Below are 18,131 nucleotides of genomic sequence, written 5' to 3'. Positions count from 1 at the left end.
TTGGCATTCCCATCGGCGCTCGTGGAATCTCTCACCGGAGAGCAAGCGATCGATCGCTGTAAGTAGCAGAGCGTGAGGGCTCTGGGGTGCTGACCTGCCGAAGGGTCATCCAGGGCACACGTACCGTTACGATCTTGGGGGCCGTCCGTGTTTTGCTGCACGCGCACGACGAATCGCGGGCGGAAGTGACCATCTCCGCCCGGCCCGGGCCGGTGCGCCGGGCCGGTGCGCCCCGCGTCCCCGGCGTGCCACTCACCGGCGCCTGCCTGCACCGCCTGGTCGAGGCCCAGGCCGACCGGACCCCCGACGCCGAGGCGGTGCGCGCCGGCGACCGGGCGCTGACCTACCGGCAACTCGACGAGGCGGCCAACCGGCTCGCCCGGGTCCTGCTGGCGCACGGCGTCGCCGGCCAGGACCGGGTCGGCGTCTGCCTGCCCCGCGACACCGACCTGGTGGTGGCCCTGCTGGCGGTGCTCAAGGCCGGCGCGGCGTACGTGCCCCTCGACCCGGCGTACCCACCCGCCCGGGTGGCGTTCATGACCGAGGACTCCGGGGCCCGGCTGGTGCTCACCCGCACCGGCCTGGCCGACCGCTTCGGCCGCGCCGCGCTGCCCCTGGACACCCTCGACGTGGGCTCGGCACCCGCCGACCGACCCGGCGTGGACGCCGATCCCGCCGGGCTCGCCTACGTCATCTACACCTCCGGCTCCACCGGCCGGCCCAAGGGCGTGGCCATCGAGCACCGCTCCGCCTCGGCGCTGATGGGCTGGACCCGGTCCGCCTTCTGCGCGCAGGAGCTGGGCGGCGTGCTGGCCGCCACCAGCGTCTGCTTCGACCTGTCGGTGTTCGAGATCTTCGGCCCGCTGTGCTGGGGCGGGCGGGTGCTGCTGGTCGACAACGTCCTCGCCCTCGCCGGCCCCGACGCCGCCGCGCTGCCGGTCACCCTGGTCAACACCGTCCCCTCGGCGATGAGCGAGCTGCTCGCCGCCGACGCGCTGCCGGCCGGCGTACGCACCGTCTGCCTGGCCGGCGAGCCGCTGACCGCGGCCCTCGCCGCCCGCGTCCTGGCCCGCCCCGGGGTGCGCCGGCTGCTCAACCTCTACGGCCCGTCCGAGGACACCACCTACTCGACCTGGGCGGAGGTCACCGCCGACGGGGGCGTCCCGCCGATCGGCCGGCCGCTGCCGCACACCCGCGCGTACGTGCTGGCCGCCGACGGCATGCCGGTGCCGCCCGGCACCCCGGGGGAGCTGTACCTGGCGGGCGCGGGCCTGGCCCGGGGCTACCTCGACCGACCGGAGGAGACCGCCGCCCGGTTCCTCCGCGACCCGTTCCGCCCCGGCGAGCGGATGTACCGCACCGGCGACCGGGTCCGGCTGCGCCCCGACGGGCAACTGGAGTTCCTGGGCCGCCTCGACGACCAGGTCAAGCTGCGCGGCTACCGCATCGAGCTGGGCGAGGTCGCGGCGGCCCTGGCCGACGTGCCCGGCGTGCGGGAGGCCGCCGCGGCCGTGCGCACCGGGCCCAGCGGCGACCCGCTCCTGGTCGGCTACCTGGTCGGCGCGCGCCGCGACGATGTGCCGGCCCGGCTGCGCGAGCGGCTGCCCGCCCCGCTGGTGCCGGCGACGGTGGTGTGGCTGGACCGGATGCCGACCACCCCGAGCGGCAAGGTGGACCGGGCGGCCCTGCCGACGCCCGGGTGGGAGGCGGCCGACGCGCCGTCCCCGGCCGACGCCGCCCCCGCACCCGTCCCTGTCGCCGATGTCGCCGCCGCCGTCGACCCCGCCGGTGCCGAGCTCGCCCGGGAGGTCGCCGCCGTCTGGCGGGACGTGCTCGGCGTGCCGGTAGCCGGGCCGCAGGCCGACTTCTTCGACCTCGGCGGCGACTCCCTGCTCGCCCTGCGCTGCGCGACCCGGCTGGCCACCGTCACCGGGGTGCCGGTGCCGCCGGCCGCGCTGTTCGACCACCCCACCGTGGCCGCCCTCGCCGCGCACCTGGCCACGTCGGCCGTCGCCTCGTCGCCCCCGGCCGCCGCCCCGCCGGTTGGAGACCCGGCCGCCGCCCGGACCGCCCCCGACCCGGCCGCCGACGGCGGGCCCGTGGCCGACGGGCCCGCCCCGCTGTCGGCGGCGCAGCGCCGCCTGTGGTTCCTGCACCAGCTCGACCCGACCGACACCTCCTACCTGGTGTCCTACGTGGTCGAGCTGCACGGAGTCGTGGACCGGGCGGCGCTGGCCCGGGCGCTGCGCCGGGTCGTCGCCCGGCACCCCGCGCTGCGCACCGTGTTCCCCAGCTCTGACGCCGGCCCGGTCCAGCGGGTGCACGACGATCCGCAGGTCGAGCTGTTCCTGGAGCGGCCCGTGCCGGGGGTGCCGCTGGCGGAGCGGGTCGCCGGGGTGGCCGCCGCGAGCGCGCGTACGCCGATGGACCTGGCCACCGGGCCGCTGCTGCGCGCGCACCTCGTCGCCGACGACCGCCCGCGCTTCGCGCTGCTGCTGGTGGCCCACCACATCGTCTGCGACGACTGGTCGTTCAGCGTGCTCGTGCGCGACCTCGGCCGCTGCTACGACAGCGAGCGGGAGGCCGCCGTGCGGGTCACCCGGCCCCGCCCACCGTGGCCGGCGCGCCCCGTGCCGGGGCCGGCGGCGTTCGCGCTGGCCCAGCGGGAGTGGCTGGCCGGCCCCGCCGGCCGCCGCGCCCTGGAGGAGGTGGCCGCCGGACTGCGCGACGCGCCCACCCTGCTCGACCTGGCCGCCCCGGTGACCGCGCCCGCCCCCACGTCGCCTCGACCCGCCCCCACATCGTCTCCGACCGGCCCCGCCGGCCCGCCCGCGCCGGCCCCGCGCGCCGCCGACCGCCCCCAGGGGGCCAGCCTGCGCAGGACCGTGGACGCCGCCGACGCCGACGCCGTGCGGCGGCTCGCCCGCGCCCACCGGGCCAGCCTCTACATGGTCGGGCTGGCCGCGTTCGCCGCCCTGCTCGGCGCGCGCACCGGGCGCACCGACCTGCTCGTCGGCACCGCGTTCGCCGGGCGCACCGGCGTCGCGGCCGAGGACAGCGTCGGCTGCTTCGTCAACACGATGCCGCTGCGGTTGCGCCCCGCCCCGCAGCGCGGTTTCGCCGACCTGCTCGCCGAGGCCCGCGCCGCCGCCCTGTTCGCCGGCGAGCGGCAGGGCGTGCCGTTCGACGCGGTGGTGGAGCGGCTGCGCCCGGCCCGCCACCCGCACCGCAACCCGCTGGTGCAGGTGGCCTTCGGCGTGCAGAACGCCCCGGCGGCCACCTGGCACGGCGCCCAGGGGCTCGACCTGGCGGGCGTGGAACTCGCGCCGGACGCCGCCCGGCTGGACCTCACCTGCTGGCTCGACGAGCGCCGGGGCGACCTGGAGGCGCTCTGGACCTACCGCACCGACCTGTTCGACGGTGCCCGCGCGCAGGCGTGGCACCACGACTTCGTCGGGGTCCTCCGCCGGGCGGCGGCCGACCCCATGCGCAGCCTCGCCGAGTGTGTCGCCGACCCCTGGGGGAACGAGAGATGACTGAGCAGAGCCGGGTGGCGTCGGCCATCGGACGCCGTCGGCGCGACCGCTCCCTGGTCGACGTACGCCCCGACTGGCCGGACGGCCCGCTGCCGGCCCTGGTCGAGGCCACCGTGCCGGACCTGGACCTGGCGGCCTGGCTGGCCGGCAACCGGGACACCGTCGACGAGCTGGCCCGCCGGCACGCCGCCGTGCTGCTGCGGGGCTTCGCCGTGACCGGCCCCGCCGACTTCCGGGCCGCGATGGCCGCCCTCTCCGGCGACGTGCTCAGCTACGGCGAGCGGTCCTCGCCGCGCAGCGAGGTCACCGAGGGCGTCTACACCTCCACCGAGCACCCCGCCGACCAGCCGATCGTGTTGCACAACGAGCAGTCGTACACGCTGAACTGGCCGCTGCGGATCGTGTTCTTCTGCGAGACCGAGCCCGCCGCGGGCGGGCGGACGCCGCTGGCCGACAGCCGGCGGGTGCTGGCCCGGCTGCGCCCCGAGACCGTCGCCGGCTTCGAGCGCCGTGGCGGCGTGTGCTACCAGCGCAACTACCTGCCGGGGATCAGCCTGTCCTGGCAGACGGCGTTCCAGACCGACAGCCGCGCCGAGGTCGAGGCATACTGCGCCCGCGCGCGCATCGAGGCGCAGTGGGTGGGCGAGGAGCAGCTGCGCACCCGGCAGGTCCGGCCCGCCGTGCGCGAGCACCCGGTGACGGGGGAGCGCACCTGGTTCAACCACGCGCTGTTCTTCCACGTCACCTCGCTGCCCGACGAGGTCAGCGCGGGGCTGCGCCGGGCGCTGGCCGAGGAGGACCTGCCCTACCAGACCGCGTACGGCGACGGCACGCCGATCGGCGCGGACGTGCTCGCCGAGCTGCGGGCCGCGTACGCGGCGGAGACCCGGTCGTTCCCGTGGCGGCGCGGCGACGTGCTGCTGGTGGAGAACATGCTCGCCGCGCACGCCCGGGAGCCGTTCACCCCGCCCCGGCGCATCCTCACCGCCATGTCCGACCCGGTCACCGCGCCCGAGCTGGCGGCGACCGCCGGGGGCCGGTCGTGAGCGGGCCGGGGCCGCGTCGGCGCGGGGCCGCGCCGGCCGCCGCGCCGGTCACCCGCCGGGTGCTGGTCGACGACTCCTTCGTGCTGCTGGTCGAGGCCGCGGTGGCCGACCTCGACCTCGCCGGCTGGCTCGCCGGCCGCCGCGACGAGCTGCTGCGCGACTTGGACGCCCACGGCGCGGTGCTGTTCCGCGGCTTCGAGGTGGCCACCGCCGACGACTTCAGCCGGGCGGCCCGCGCGGTCACCCCGGACCTGCTCGGCTACCTGGAGCGGGCCGCGCCGCGCACCGAGGTCGCCGACCGGGTGTTCACCTCCACCGAGTTCAACGCCGAGCAGTGGATCCCGCTGCACCACGAGATGTCCTACTCGCACAACTGGCCGACCCACCTCTACTTCTGGTGCGCCCAGCCGGCCACCGGCAGCGGCGGGGCCACCCCGCTGGCCAGCGAGCGGGTGGTGACCCCCCGGATCCCGGCGCAGGTGCGCGAGCGGTTCACCCGTGACGGGGTGTGCTACGTGCGCAACTACGGCCCGCACCTGGACCTGCCGTGGCAGGAGGCGTTCCAGACGGTCGACCGGGCGGAGGTGGAGGCCTACTGCGCGGCGTCGGCGACCGAGTTCACCTGGCTCGGCGGCGACGGGCTGCGCACCCGGGCCCGCCGGCAGGCCGTGGCCACCCACCCGCGCACCGGCGAGACGTTCTGGTTCAACCACGCCCACCTGTTCCACAGCTCCAACCTGCCGGCCGAGGTGTCCGCCGCGCTGCTGCGCGAGTACGGCCCCGAGGGGCTGCCGCGCAACGCGTACCACGGTGACGGCAGCCCGATCGACGACGAGGTGGTCGCCGGCATCCGGGACCTCTACCGGGAGCACGCCGTGTCGGTGCCGTGGCAGCGCGGCGACGTGCTGGTGGTGGACAACTTCCTCGCCACCCACGGGCGGGAGCCCTTCTCCGGCGACCGGCAGATCCTCGTCGCCATGTCCGACCTCTACGTCAACCGGAGCGTGGTGTGAACGGCTACCGACTCTCCCCGGTCCAGCGGCTCGCCTACACCGGGGCGCGGGAACTCGTGCGGGCCCGGGTCCGGCTCGACCGCCCGCTGGACGCCGCCCGCCTCCAGGCCGCCGTCGACGCGGTGGTCGCCCGGCACGAGGCGCTGCGGCTGACCCTGGTGCACCACCCCGGCCTGCGGGTGCCGTTGCAGGACGTCGACGACGCCCGCTCGGTGACCGTCGGCGCGGCCGGCGAGGTGTCCGTGACCCTCACCGACGACGCCCTGGAGCTGGCCGCCGCCCCGCTGGTCGCCGACCCGGCGAGCCTGCGGCTGGTGCTGGCCGACCTGGCGACCGCGTACGCGGGCGGGTCCCTCGCCGACGACCCGGACGCCCTCCAGTTCCTCGACGTCACCGAGTGGCAGTTCGACGAGCGGCAGCAGGCCGGCGAGCCGGCGGCCCCCGCCCTGCCGGCCGCCCGGCTGGTCACCCCGCACGGCGACGACGCGGCCGAGGAGTCGGTGGCCGAGCTGCCGCTGGGCCCGCTGGCCGCCGCCGCCGACGCGGCCGGGGTGACGGTGCCCAGCCTGCTGCTGGCCGCCTGGGCGCTGGCCCTGTCCCGCCGGGCCGAGCCGCCCGCCGGGGCCGACGACGCCGAGCTGGTGCTGGCCCGCTGGAGCGACGGCCGGCACGCCGACGGCACCGCCGCCGTGGTCGGGCCGCTGGGCGGCTACGCGCCGGTGCGGCTGCGCCTGCCGCTGCCGGCCGCGCCGAAACAGCTCCTCGACGAGGTACGCGGCGCGGAGCGCCCCGCCGAGGAGACGTTCCACCTGCTGGAGCCGGTGGGCGTCGACTCCGCGGCGGTGGCCGGCTTCGCCGCCGTGCCGGCCGTCGACCCGGCGACCCTGGCCGCCCTCGGGGCCACCGACGTGCGGGTGAGCGCCCCGCCGCCGGTCGGCGGGCCGCACCTGGCCGCCCTGCTCGACGCCGGCACGGTGACCCTGCGGGTGACCGGCGGGCGGCAGCTGCACGAGGGCCTGCTCGCCGTGCTCGGCACGCTGCCCGCCGCGCTGACCGACGGGGCCCCGCTGGCCCTGCTCGGCGGGGCGGAGACGCGCTGGCTGGTCGAGGCGGCCGGGCCGGCGTCCGACGCGCCGACGCTGACCCTCGCCGAACTGCTCGACGGTGGGCTGGCCGCCGCCGACCCGGACGCCGAGGCGGTGGTCGCCGCCGACGGGGCGTACACCTTCGGCGAGCTGCGCCGGCTCGCCGACGGGGTGGCCGCCGGCCTGGTCGAGCGCGGCCTGCACGGCGGCCGGCGGGTCGGCGTGCTGGCCACCCGCTCCCGGGACACGGTGGTGGCGTTCCTCGGCGTGCTGCGCGCCGGCGCGGTGTTCGTGCCGCTGGACCCGGCCGCGCCCCCGCGTCGCCTCGCCGAGCTGGCCCGCGCGGTCGACGCCGGCCTGGTCCTCGGCGACCGGCCCGTGGCGGGCGTGCCGCACGCGCCCGTCGCCGAGCTGGCCGCCACCGCCGCCACCGCCGCGCTGCCCGAGACGCGGCCGACCGACCCGGCGTACGTCATCTTCACCTCGGGGTCGACCGGCACGCCGCGCCCGGTGCTGGTCTCGCACGGCAGCGCCGCCCACCTGGCGCACGCCCTGGAACGCGTCGTCTACCCGAACGCCCCGGCCGGGACGCGGGTGGCGGTCAACGCCCCGCTGACCTTCGACGCCTCCGTCAAGCAGCTCGTCCAGCTCGGGCACGGCCGCGGCCTCTACCTGGTGCCGGAGGAGGCCCGCCGCGACGGGGCCGAGCTGGCCGGCCTGCTCGCCGCGCACCGCGTCGACGTGCTGGACCTGACCCCGTCGCAGCTGCGCATCCTGCTCGCCGCCGACGGGGTGACCACCGGCCGGGCCCGGCTGCCAGGGGTGCTGCTGCTCGGCGGCGAGCCGGTGCCGGCGGACCTGTGGGACGCCGTGGCGGCCCTGCCGGGGGTGCGCGCGGTCAACCTGTACGGCCCGACCGAGGCCACGGTGGACGCCACCAGCGCCGAGATCACCGCCGGTGACCCGCCGACGATCGGCCGCCCGCTGCCGGGCACCGGGGCGTGGGTGCTCGACGGCCAGCTCCGCCCGGTGCCGCCCGGGGTGGCCGGGGAGCTGTGCCTGACCGGCCCGCAGCTCGCCGACGGCTACCTCGGCGATCCGGAGGCCACCGCCCGCCGGTTCGTGCCGGCGGCGCTGCCGTCGGGCCGCGTCGAGCGGGTCTACCGCACCGGCGACCGGGTGCGCTTCGACGCGCGGGGGCGGCTGACCTACCTGGGCCGGCTCGACGACCAGGTCAAGGTCAACGGCTTCCGGATCGAGCCGGGGGAGGTCGCCGCCGTCCTGCGCGAGCACCCCGGGGTGGGCGACGCGGCGGTGGTGGCCCGCGACGACGACGGGCACGGCGCGCGGCTCGTCGCGTACGTGACGCCCGCCGGGGGCCCGCCGGCGGTCGACGTGGACCGGGTCGTGGGCATCAACCCGCACGAGACCCGCTACCTGTACGACGAGATCTTCCGCCAGCAGGTCTACCTGCGCGACGGGGTGGTGCTGCGGGCCGGGGCGACGGTGTTCGACGTCGGCGCGAACATCGGCATGTTCTCGCTGTTCGTGCACGCCGTCTGCCCGGACGCCACGCTCCACGCGTTCGAGCCGGTGCCGTCGGTGGTCGAGGCGCTGCGCCGCAACGTGGCCGCCTTCGGCGTGCCCGCCACCGTGCACCCGCACGGGCTCGCGGCGGCGCCCGGCGAGGTCGACTTCACCTACTATCCCGGCTACGCGATGATGTCCGGCCACGCCGCGTACGCCGACCCGGCCGCCGAACAGGCCGTCATCCGCCGCTTCCTGACCAACGAGCGGGACCGGGGCGAGGCCGACCGGGACGCCCTGCTCGACCGGGTCGACGAGCTGCTGACGGAGCGCTTCGCGCCGGACCGGCTCAGCGTGGCCGTCCGGCCGCTGTCCGACGTGATCGACGAGGTGACCCCCGACCGCATCGACCTGCTCAAGATCGACGTGCAGCGGGCCGAGGCCGACGTCCTCGCCGGAATCCGGGAGGACCACTGGCCGTTGGTCGCGCAGGTGGCGATGGAGGTGCACGACGGCGTCGGCACCGCCACCGAGGGCCGCCTCGACGAGCTGATCGACTTCTTCGAGGCACGCGGCTTCACCGTCGTCACCCGACAGGACGACCTGCTCGAGGGCACCGACCGGTACACCCTGCACGCGGTGCGCCCCGAGTATGCCGACGACCCCCGCCCCGCGGTGACCGCCGCCCCGGCCGACGGCGAGCCGCTGGACGCCCGCCTCGCCGCCTGGCTGCCCGAGCGGCTGCCGGCGCACCTGGTCCCCGCGGCCGTGGTGGTGCTCGACGCGCTGCCGCTGACCGGCAACGGCAAGCTGGACCGCGCAGCCCTGCCCGCCCCCGAGCGGGGCCGCCGCGCCGCCGGCCCGGGGGTCGCCCCCGCCAACCGGGCCGAGGAGATCCTCGCCGAGGCGTGGCGGGAGGTGCTCGGCCTGGAGACCGTCGGCGTGACCGACAGCTTCTTCGCCCTCGGCGGCGACTCGATCCGCAGCATCCAGATGCAGGTCGCCGCCGCCCGGCGGGGCCTGTCGTTCCGGCTGCGGGACATCTTCGCGCACCAGTCCATCCGGGAACTGGTCACCCACGGCGAGATCACCCTCGCCGACCCGGACGCCGCCGAGACGTCGCCGACCGCCGGGGCGCTGCCGGCCGCCGCGCCGCCGGCCGACGGGGTGCGGCCGGTCGACGGCGGCCGGTCCACCGGGCCCGCCGCCGGGCGGCCCGAGCGGGGCGCGGACACCCTCCTGACCCCCGCCGACCGGGACCGGCTGCCCGCGTCGGTGGCCGACGCGTACCCGATGACCGCCCTGCAACAGGGCATGGTCTACCACTGCGAGCTGACCGGCGACCCGGCGATGTACCACAACGTCACCGCGCACCGCGTCGACGCGCCGCTGGACCCGGCCGCGCTGCGCGCCGCGTTCGCCGCGCTGGTGGCCGCGCACCCGGTGCTGCGCACCGGCTTCGCCCTCGACGGGTACGCCGAGCCGCTGCAACTGGTGCACGCCGACGCGCCCGCCGACGTGCCGGTCGACGCGCTGCCCGACGCCGACCCGGCCGCCCGCGCGGCCCACGTCGACGCGCTGGTCGCCGCCGAGCGGGCCCACCCGTTCGACTGGGAACGCCCGCCGCTGGTCCGGCTGCACGCCGTCGACGAGGGCGTCGACGGGTTCACCCTCGTCGTCGCCGAGCACCACGCCGTCCTCGACGGCTGGAGCCTCGACCTGTTCCTGCGCGCCCTGCTGGCCGACCACGAGCGGCGGCGCGCGGGCCGACCCGCCCCACCCGCTCCGGCGGCCCTGCCGCCGTACCACCACGTCGCCGCCGAGCGGGCCGCCCTCGCCGACCCGGCCACCCGCCGGTTCTGGCTCGACGGCCCCGGCGCGGCGGCCCCGCTGCTGCTCGGCGGGCCCGGCCCCCGGATCACCGTCACCCGGCCGGTGCCGCTGGACGACGACGTCACCGACCGGGTCGCCGGGGCGGCCCGCGCGGCCGGGGTGCCGGTGAAGTCGTACCTGCTGGCGGTGCACCTGCGGGCGCTCGGCGAGACCGCCGGCCGCGACGACGTCGTCTCCGGCCTGGTCGTCGGCGGCCGGCCCGAGGGCGCGGGCAGCGACGCCACCCTCGGGCTGTTCCTCAACACCCTGCCGGTCACGGCGACCCTGCGCGGCCGACCGCTGGCCGAGCTGGCCGGGGACGCCTGGCACGCCGAGCGGTCCCTGATGGGCCACCACCGGTTCCCGCTGGCCGAGATCGTCCGGGCCGGCGGGGCGGGACCCCGCTTCGACAGCTTCTTCAACTACACCCACTTCCATGCCGACGACCGCGCCGGCCCCCGCGTCGTGGTCAGCCGGGTGACCACGGTCGACGTCGGGTTCAGCCTCGCCGTCGACGTGGCGGTGGCCCCCGACACCGGCCGGCTCGTCCTCGCCCTCCAGTACGACGGCCGCCGCTTCGACACGGACTGGGCCGACCGGCTCGCCGCGACCTTCACCCGGCTGCTGGCCACCGAGCCGACCGCCGCGCTGCCGCCCGCCGGGCCGCCGGCCGACCCGACGCCCACCGACGCCCGGTCCCGCTGGTCGGCGCGGGTCGCCGGGGCGTGGCGCGACGTCCTCGGGGTGACGCCGCGTTCGGCCGCCACCACGTTCGCCGCCGCCGGCGGGGACTCGCTGCGGGCGCTGCGCCTGGTCCGCACGCTGCGCCAGCGGTACGGCACCGGGCTGACCCTGGCCGAGTTCGCCGACCTGCCCGACTTCGGGGCGCTGGTGGAGCGGGTGGCCCGCGATGGCTGACCACGACCCGTGGCTGGTGGTCCGCGCGCCGGTGCCCCGCCCCGCGCTGCGGCTGTTCTGCCTGCCCTACGCCGGCGGCAACGCGGGCGCGTTCGAGAGCTGGCGCACCGGGCTGCCCCGGTCGGTCGAGGTCAACGCCGTGCAGTACCCGGGGCGGCGGGAACGCGCCGCCGAGGCCGCCCCGCGCCGGATGACCCCGCTGGTGCAGGCCCTGGAGGCGGCGCTCGCCCCCCACCTCGACCGCCCGTACGCCGTCTACGGCGACTGCCTCGGCGCGTATGTGGCGTTCGAACTGGTCCGGCGGCTGGCCCGACGCGGCCACCGGCCCGCCGACGCGCTGGTGGTCTCCTCGGCGGTGCCGCCGCACCGCAGCGGCGTCGAACCGGACTACTCCACCCTGGACGACGCGGCGTTCCTCGCCGAGCTGGTCGCGCTGGGCACCATGCCCCCGGCGGTGGCCGGGCACCCGGACCTGGCCGCCGCGGCGCTGCCGGCGGCCCGCGCCGACTTCGAGCTGGGCCGCAGCTACCGGCTGCGCGACGCCGAACCGGTGGCCACCCCGGTCACCGTCGTCGTCGGCGACGCCGACCCGCACGTGTCGGCGGTGGACGCGGCGGCCTGGGCCGACCTGACCACCGCCGGCTGCACCACGCTGACCGTTCCCGGCGGGCACGACCTGCTCGCCCGGGCCGACGCCGGGCTGCTGCGCGCCGTCCGGACCGCCCTGACCGGCAAGGAGCCGTCTTGACCCGCACGACACTGCTCTGCTTCCCGTACGCCGGCGCGGGCCCGTCGGTGTACCAACCGTGGCGGCGCGTCGCCCCGCCCGAGCTGGACGTCGTCCCGGTGTCGCTGCCGGGGCGGGAGAAGCGGTTCGTCGAGGAGCCCTACCGCCGCCTGGAGCAGGCCGTCGACGGGCTGCTCGACGAGGTCCTCGAACTGGTCGCCGGCCGCGACCGGGTGGCCCTGTTCGGGCACAGCATGGGCGCGGTGCTCGCCTACGAGATGACCCGCCGGCTCACCGGGGCCGCCGGGGTGGCCGTCACCCACCTGTTCGTCAGCGGCTCCCCGGACCCGTGGTCGGGGCGCGAGCGTACGGCCGCCGGGCTGCCCGACGACGAGTTCGTCGCCCGGGTGGAGGAGTTCGCCGGGTACACCCACCCGGCGCTGGCCGACCCCGACATGCGGGAGCTGTTGCTGCCGGTGCTGCGCGCCGACGTGGAGCTGCACGAGGCGTACCGGCCGGCGGGGGAGAAGCGCGTCGACGTGCCGGTCACCGCCCTTCGGGGGGCGGACGACACGCTCGTCGCCGACGAGGCGCTCGCCGGCTGGGGGCGGGTCACCTCGGCCACCTTCGCCGTGCGGCGGCTGCCCGGCGGCCACATGTACCTGACCGACGCCCCGGCTGCCGTGCTCGACCTGGTCGCGGCGGAGCTGGCGCGATGACCGACGCGCCGACCCGCCCCGCCCCGGTGGTCACCGGCGACCGGCTGGCCGGCAAGACCGCCATCGTCACCGGGGCCGCCCGGGGGCTGGGCCGCGCCTGCGCGGTGACGTTCGCCGCCCAGGGCGCCGACGTGGTCCTCGTCGACCTGGCCGGCGACCTGCCCGGCGTGCCGTACCCGCTGGGCTCGGCGAGCCAGCTCGCGCACACCGCCGACCTGTGCGCCGGGTACGGGGTGGCCGCGTACCCGGTCGAGGCCGACGTGCGGGACCTGGCCGCCGTCCGGGCCGCCGTCGCGCTGGCGGTGGCGCGCTTCGGCCGGGTCGACGTGCTGGTCAACAACGCCGGCATCGCCGCGCCGTCGGGCAAGCCGACGCACGAGATCACCGAGGCCGAGTGGCAGCTCATGCTGGACGTCGACCTGTCCGGGCCGTGGCGGATGATCAGCGCGGTCGGCGAGGTGATGTGCCGCCAGCGCGCCGGCAGCATCGTGAACGTCGCGTCCACCGCCGGGCTGGTCGGCTACCGGCACTTCGCCGGCTACGTGGCGGCCAAGCACGGCCTGGTCGGGCTGACCCGGGCCGCCGCGCTCGACTACGCCCCGCTGCGGGTGCGGGTCAACGCGCTGTGCCCCGGCTCGGTGCGCGACGACCCGCACGTCGAGGGCCGGATGCTCGCCGAGATCGCCCGGTCGCTGGAGGTGCCGGTCGCCGAGCACGAGGAGACGTTCGTGCAGGCCCAGCCGATGAACGCGCTGATCGAGCCCGGCGCGGTGGCCCAGGCGGCGCTCTGGCTCGCCTCGGACGAGTCCGCGCAGGTCACCGGCTCGGTCATCACCGTCGACGGAGGGTTCACCACCCGATGAGCGCCCCGCACACCCCCCACCCGACCGAGGCGGCCCGGTTCTGTCACGCCGCGAGCGCCCGGGTCGCCCCCGACGCCGACGCCGACGGCCTCGCCGAGGCGTACGCCGGGCTCACCCGCCGGCACGGCCTGGCCGGCGGGCGGCTGTGGGTGGAGCGGGTGCCCGCGGGGCTGGCCGCGCGCCGCCGCGACGCCGAGCTGGCCCGGCCGCTGCCGGTCGGCGGCCCGGACCTGCGGGCGGTGCTGCTGCGCCACGAGGACGGGGCCGACCTGGTGCTGGTCGCCCGCCGGCACGCCGTGGGCCGGCACCGCCTCGGCGCCCTGCTGGCCGAGCTGACCGACCCGGCCGCCCCGGCGGTCCCGGTCGTCGTCCCGGGTCGGCTCGTCGCGCCGGGCCGGCCCGCGCCCGCCACGACCGCCGCCCACCCCATCACCGCCGGGAGCGCCGGGTCGGACGCCGACGCCGCACCGAACGCTGCCGCCGCAGACGCCGCCTCCGACGACGTTGCCTCCGGCTCCGACGACGTCGCCGACGCTTCCGCCTCTGCCTCCGACGATGTTGCCGACGCCGCCGGCACCGGCTCCGACGACGTTGCCGACGCCGACGTGGACGCCGGGGACACCGGCTGGCTGCGCGGCGACCCCGGGCCGGACCGGCCCGCCGCGCACACCGTCGCCGTGCCGGCCGGGACCGACCTGACCGCGCTCGTCGCGGCCGTCGGCGCGGTGCTGGCCCGGTACCGGGGCGTGCGCCGGGCCCGGGTCGGCGCGGTCGTCGACGAGCGGCTGGCCGTCGTCGGGGTGCCGGTCGACGGCGGGGCCCGCGACCTGCTCGCCACCGCCGCCGCGACCGGACTGCCCTGGCCGGCCCCCGGCGGCGCGCCGCCCGCCGGGCTCCTCGACGTCGAGGCCGGCGTGCTCGACGCGACCAGCCCAGCCGACGCGTACCGGCCCTGCCTGGCCCCGCTCTGGCCGCTGACGCTGGCGCTGGCCGGCACCACGCTGACCTGCCACCACCGCACCGCCGGGTGGGCGTCCGACCTGGTCGCGGCGTTCGCCCGCCAGGTCGTGCGGGTGCTCGGGCAGGTCCTCGCCGACCCGGACCGCCCGCTGGCCGGTCACGACCTGTTCGACGCCGCCGAGCGGGCCGCGGTCGTCGCCCTCGGCCGGGGCCCCGGCGGGCCGCCCCCGGCGGTCGACACCATCGCCGGCCGCGTCGCCCGGCACGCCCGGCGGCGACCCGACGCGCCGGCCGTGTCCTGCGCCGGCCAGCGGCTGACGTACGCGCAACTGGACGCCCGCGCCACCCGGGTGGCCCGCGCTCTCGCCGCGCGTGGGGTGGCCCCCGGCGACCGGGTGGGCGTCTGCCTGGACCGGTCGGTCGACCTGATCGCGGTGCTGCTCGGCGTGCTGCGGGCGGGGGCCGCGTACGTGCCGGTCGACCCGGCGTACCCGGCCGAGCGGATCCGCTACACCGTCGAGGACTCCGGCGTCGCACTCCTCGTCGGCGGTGGCGGGATCGACCCGGACGGGCTGACCGCCGGGCCGGACGACGCGGCGGGGGAGGAGCCTGCGGCGGGCGGGCCCGACGACACCGCGTACGTCATCTACACCTCCGGCTCCACGGGCCGGCCCAAGGGGGTGTGCGTCCCGCACCGCAACGTGCTCGCCCTCGTGGACGCCACCGCCGGGGACTTCGGGCTCGGCCCGGCCGACGTGTGGACGATGTTCCACTCCAGCGCCTTCGACTTCTCCGTGTGGGAGATCTGGGGCTGCCTGCTCACCGGCGGGCACCTGGTGGTCGTCCCGCACCTGGTCACCCGGTCCCCGCAGGAGTTCCACGCGCTGCTGGCCACCGAGCGGGTGACCGTGCTCAACCAGACCCCGTCGGCGTTCGCGCAGCTCCTCGACGTCGACCGGCGCGCCGCCGACCGGCTCGCCGTGCGGCTTGTCGTCTTCGGCGGCGAGCCGCTGGACGCCCGGATGCTCACCGGCTGGTTCGACCGGCACCCGGAGCGGGAGTGCCGGGTGGTGAACATGTTCGGCATCACCGAGACCACGGTGCACGTCACCGCGCAGACCCTCGACCGGGGGCTGGCGCTGGCCGGCAGCCGGTCGGTGGGGCACGCCCTGCCCGGCTGGCGGGTGTACGTGCTCGACCCGGACGGCCGGCTGCTGCCACCCGGCGCGGCGGGGGAGATCCACGTCGGCGGCGCGGGGGTGGCCGACGGCTACCTGCACCGCCCCGAGCTGACCGCGCAGCGGTTCCGGCCCGACCCGTGGGCGGGCGGGCGGATGTACCGCAGCGGCGACCGGGGCCGGCTGCTGCCCGACGGGCGGCTGGAGCACCTGGGCCGCCTCGACGACCAGGTGAAGGTGCGCGGCTACCGCATCGAGCTGGACGAGATCCGCCAGGTGCTGCTGGACGACCCGGGGGTGCTGGCCGTGGCCGTGGTGGTGCGGACCGGCGCGGAGTCCGCCGACACCCGGCTGCACGCCTACGTCGTGCTCGCCGGCCCCGCCGCCGGCACCGCCGAGCCTGCCGCCGAAGCCGAAGCCGAAGCCGAAGCGGCCGGCAGCGCAGCCGCCGCGACCGCCGCCGCGACCGCCGCCGCGCTCGCCGGGGTGCGCCGCCGCGCGGCCCGGATGCTGCCCGACTACATGGTCCCGGCGACGGTCACCGCGCTGCCCGCCCTGCCCCTGACCGGCAACGGCAAGCTCGACGCCGCCCGGCTGCCCGCCCCGGCCGAGCCGCCCGCGCCGGCCCCCGCGCCCGCCGCCGACGCCACGTTGGACGAGCGGATCCGGGCGGTGTGGCAGCGGGTCCTCGGCGCGGAGGTCGGGCCGGAGGACAACTTCTTCGACCTGGGCGGCAACTCGCTGCTGGCCCTGCGGCTGCTCAACGAGCTGCGCGACCAGGGCCTCGCCGACCTCACCCCGCGCCACCTGTACGTGCACCAGACCGTGCGCGGGCTGGCCGAGGCGATCGGAGCCGCCCGATGACCCCCGACGTGGACACCCTCGCCCGGCTCTGGCCGCAGGTCGACCGGGTCGCCGTCAAGGACGGCTGCGTGTACGTCGTCGCCGACGACCACCTCGACCCGCTGGCGCTGCGCGGGCAGCTCGCGCGGGAGCTGCCCGACGGGGAGCTGCCCCGGCACATCGTCCAGGTCGACTCGCTCGACCCGGCCGACCTGGTCGCCCCCGACGACCGGTACGGGGCGTACCAGCCGCCGGGCGACGACACCGAACGGCAGCTCGTGCGGGTGTGGGAGGGGGTGCTGGGGCTGCCCAAGCTCGGCGTGCTCGACGACTTCTACGCCGCCGGCGGGGACTCCCTGGCCGCCGTCGCGCTGGCCGTGGAGGCGCAGCGGGTCTTCGGCGTGGCCGTGTCGCCGGCCGCCGTGCTGCGCCACCCGACCGTGGCCGCCCTCGCCGCCGAGGTGCGCCAGTCCCGCGCCGCCGCGCCGCTGCCCCGGGCCGCCGCCGCGCGGGCGTACCCGCTGTCGCCGCAGCAGCGGCGGGTGTTCCTGGCCCAGTCCCGCGACCCCGCCTCGGTGGCCTACCACCTGCCGCTGCTGCTGCCGCTGCCCGCCGACACCGACGCCGCCCGGCTGGGCCAGGCGCTGCGGCACGTGGTGGCCCGGCACGACATCCTGCGCACCGCGTTCGGCACCGAGGCGGGCCGGCCGGTGCAGCGGGTGCTGCCCGGCGTGGTGTGCGAGCTGCCCGAGGTGGCCCGCGCCGCCGACGAGCCGGTTTCGGTGACCCCGTTCGACCTGGCCGCCCCGCCGCTGCTGCGCGCCGAGCTGCGGCGTACCCCGGCCGGGGCGGCGCTGGCCCTGGAGCTGCACCACATCGTCACCGACGGGCTCTCCCTGGCCCTGCTGCTGCGCGAGGTCGACGCCCGCTACGCCGGCCGTGACCTGCCGCCCGTGCCCGCCCAGTACGCCGACTACGCGGTGTGGACGCACGCGCAGGAGCCGCCGGGGCGCGACTGGTGGCTGGCCCGGTTCGCCGACCCGCCCACGCCGCCGCGCCTGCCCACCGACGCCGAGCGGGTCGCGGGGCCCGACGCGGGCGGCCCGTCGACCGCCGCCGCCGATGTCGTGGAGTTCTCCGTGGACGCCGCCCGCACCGCCGCGCTGCGCGCGCTGGCCCGCCGCGAGGGCGTCACCCTGTTCCACCTGCTGCTCGCCGGCTACGCGACGTTCCTCGCCGCCGCGACGGGCGGCCCCGGCGGGGCCGACGGCGTCGACGTGACCGTCGGCACGCCGGTGGCCGGGCGGGGCGCACCCGGGCTGGACGCCACCATGGGCATGTTCGTCAACACCGTCTGCCTGCGCCACCGGGTCCGCCCCGACGTGCCGTTCCGGGCGCTGCTGGCCGAGGTGGCCCGGGACGCGGTGGACGCCTTCGCCCACCAGGACTTCCCGTTCGACAGCCTGGTCGAGGCGGTGCTGCCGGTGCGCGACCCGCACCGGCACCCGCTGTTCGACACCCTGTTCGCGATGCAGCACGCCGAGGTGGCCCGCGTCGAGTTCCTCGGCCGGCCGGTGGAGCTGGCCGTCGCCCCGACCGGGCAGGCCATGTTCGACCTGGACATGCAGGTCTACGAGCGGCCCGACGGGCTGACCGTGCACTGGGCGTACCACGCCGGGCTGTTCCTGCCGCAGACCGTGCGCGCGTTCGCCGACCTGTACCTCGACCTGCTCGACGCCGTGCTGGCCGACCCGGGCCGCCCGGTCGGCGAGCTGACCGGCGCGCCGGCCCCGGTGGCCGCCGCCCCGACCACCATCGACATCGACCTGTAGCCGGGAGAGCTC

The 18,131-nt window shown here is 77.9% G+C and carries 9 protein-coding genes; all 9 read left to right on the top strand.

What is annotated here, in order from left to right:
- Positions 1-245: 245 nt before the first annotated feature.
- From O7628_RS29205 to O7628_RS29165, 9 genes are read left to right on the top strand one after another with little or no spacing between them, the layout of a single operon-like run.
- Positions 246-3,536, top strand: coding sequence for an amino acid adenylation domain-containing protein (locus O7628_RS29205; RefSeq protein ID WP_278135516.1), 3,291 nt, complete (start codon positions 246-248; stop codon positions 3,534-3,536).
- Positions 3,533-4,582 carry a TauD/TfdA family dioxygenase gene (locus tag O7628_RS29200; protein WP_278135513.1) on the top strand — a complete coding sequence of 350 codons (1,050 nt, stop codon included), beginning with the start codon at positions 3,533-3,535 and terminating at the stop codon, positions 4,580-4,582. Before O7628_RS29205 ends, O7628_RS29200 begins: the two co-directional genes overlap by 4 nt.
- Positions 4,579-5,595, top strand: a complete 1,017-nt coding sequence (locus tag O7628_RS29195) for a TauD/TfdA family dioxygenase (RefSeq protein ID WP_278135511.1) — start codon at positions 4,579-4,581, stop codon at positions 5,593-5,595. The genes O7628_RS29200 and O7628_RS29195 overlap by 4 nt, the downstream gene beginning before the upstream one ends.
- The gene (locus O7628_RS29190; protein ID WP_278135509.1) at positions 5,592-10,997 is read left to right on the top strand and encodes a non-ribosomal peptide synthetase; all 5,406 of its coding nucleotides are present in this window, start codon (positions 5,592-5,594) and stop codon (positions 10,995-10,997) included. Before O7628_RS29195 ends, O7628_RS29190 begins: the two co-directional genes overlap by 4 nt.
- On the top strand, positions 10,990-11,745 hold the full coding sequence (locus tag O7628_RS29185) for a thioesterase domain-containing protein (protein ID WP_278135507.1): 756 nt from the start codon (positions 10,990-10,992) through the stop codon (positions 11,743-11,745). The genes O7628_RS29190 and O7628_RS29185 overlap by 8 nt, the downstream gene beginning before the upstream one ends.
- Complete coding sequence (locus O7628_RS29180) at positions 11,742-12,443, top strand: alpha/beta fold hydrolase (protein WP_278135505.1); 702 nt, start codon at positions 11,742-11,744, stop codon at positions 12,441-12,443. The genes O7628_RS29185 and O7628_RS29180 overlap by 4 nt, the downstream gene beginning before the upstream one ends.
- A complete protein-coding gene (locus O7628_RS29175) occupies positions 12,440-13,306 on the top strand; it encodes an SDR family oxidoreductase (RefSeq protein ID WP_278135504.1) in 867 nt (288 codons plus the stop codon). Before O7628_RS29180 ends, O7628_RS29175 begins: the two co-directional genes overlap by 4 nt.
- Positions 13,303-16,308, top strand: coding sequence for an amino acid adenylation domain-containing protein (locus tag O7628_RS29170; protein ID WP_278135502.1), 3,006 nt, complete (start codon positions 13,303-13,305; stop codon positions 16,306-16,308). Before O7628_RS29175 ends, O7628_RS29170 begins: the two co-directional genes overlap by 4 nt.
- Positions 16,305-18,119, top strand: a complete 1,815-nt coding sequence (locus O7628_RS29165) for a condensation domain-containing protein (protein WP_278135500.1) — start codon at positions 16,305-16,307, stop codon at positions 18,117-18,119. The genes O7628_RS29170 and O7628_RS29165 overlap by 4 nt, the downstream gene beginning before the upstream one ends.
- The last annotated feature ends 12 nt before the right edge of the window (positions 18,120-18,131 follow it).

The organism is Micromonospora sp. WMMD956 (assembly GCF_029626125.1).
Classification (GTDB): domain Bacteria; phylum Actinomycetota; class Actinomycetes; order Mycobacteriales; family Micromonosporaceae; genus Micromonospora; species Micromonospora carbonacea.
This window is presented reverse-complemented; position numbering and strand designations above follow the sequence as displayed.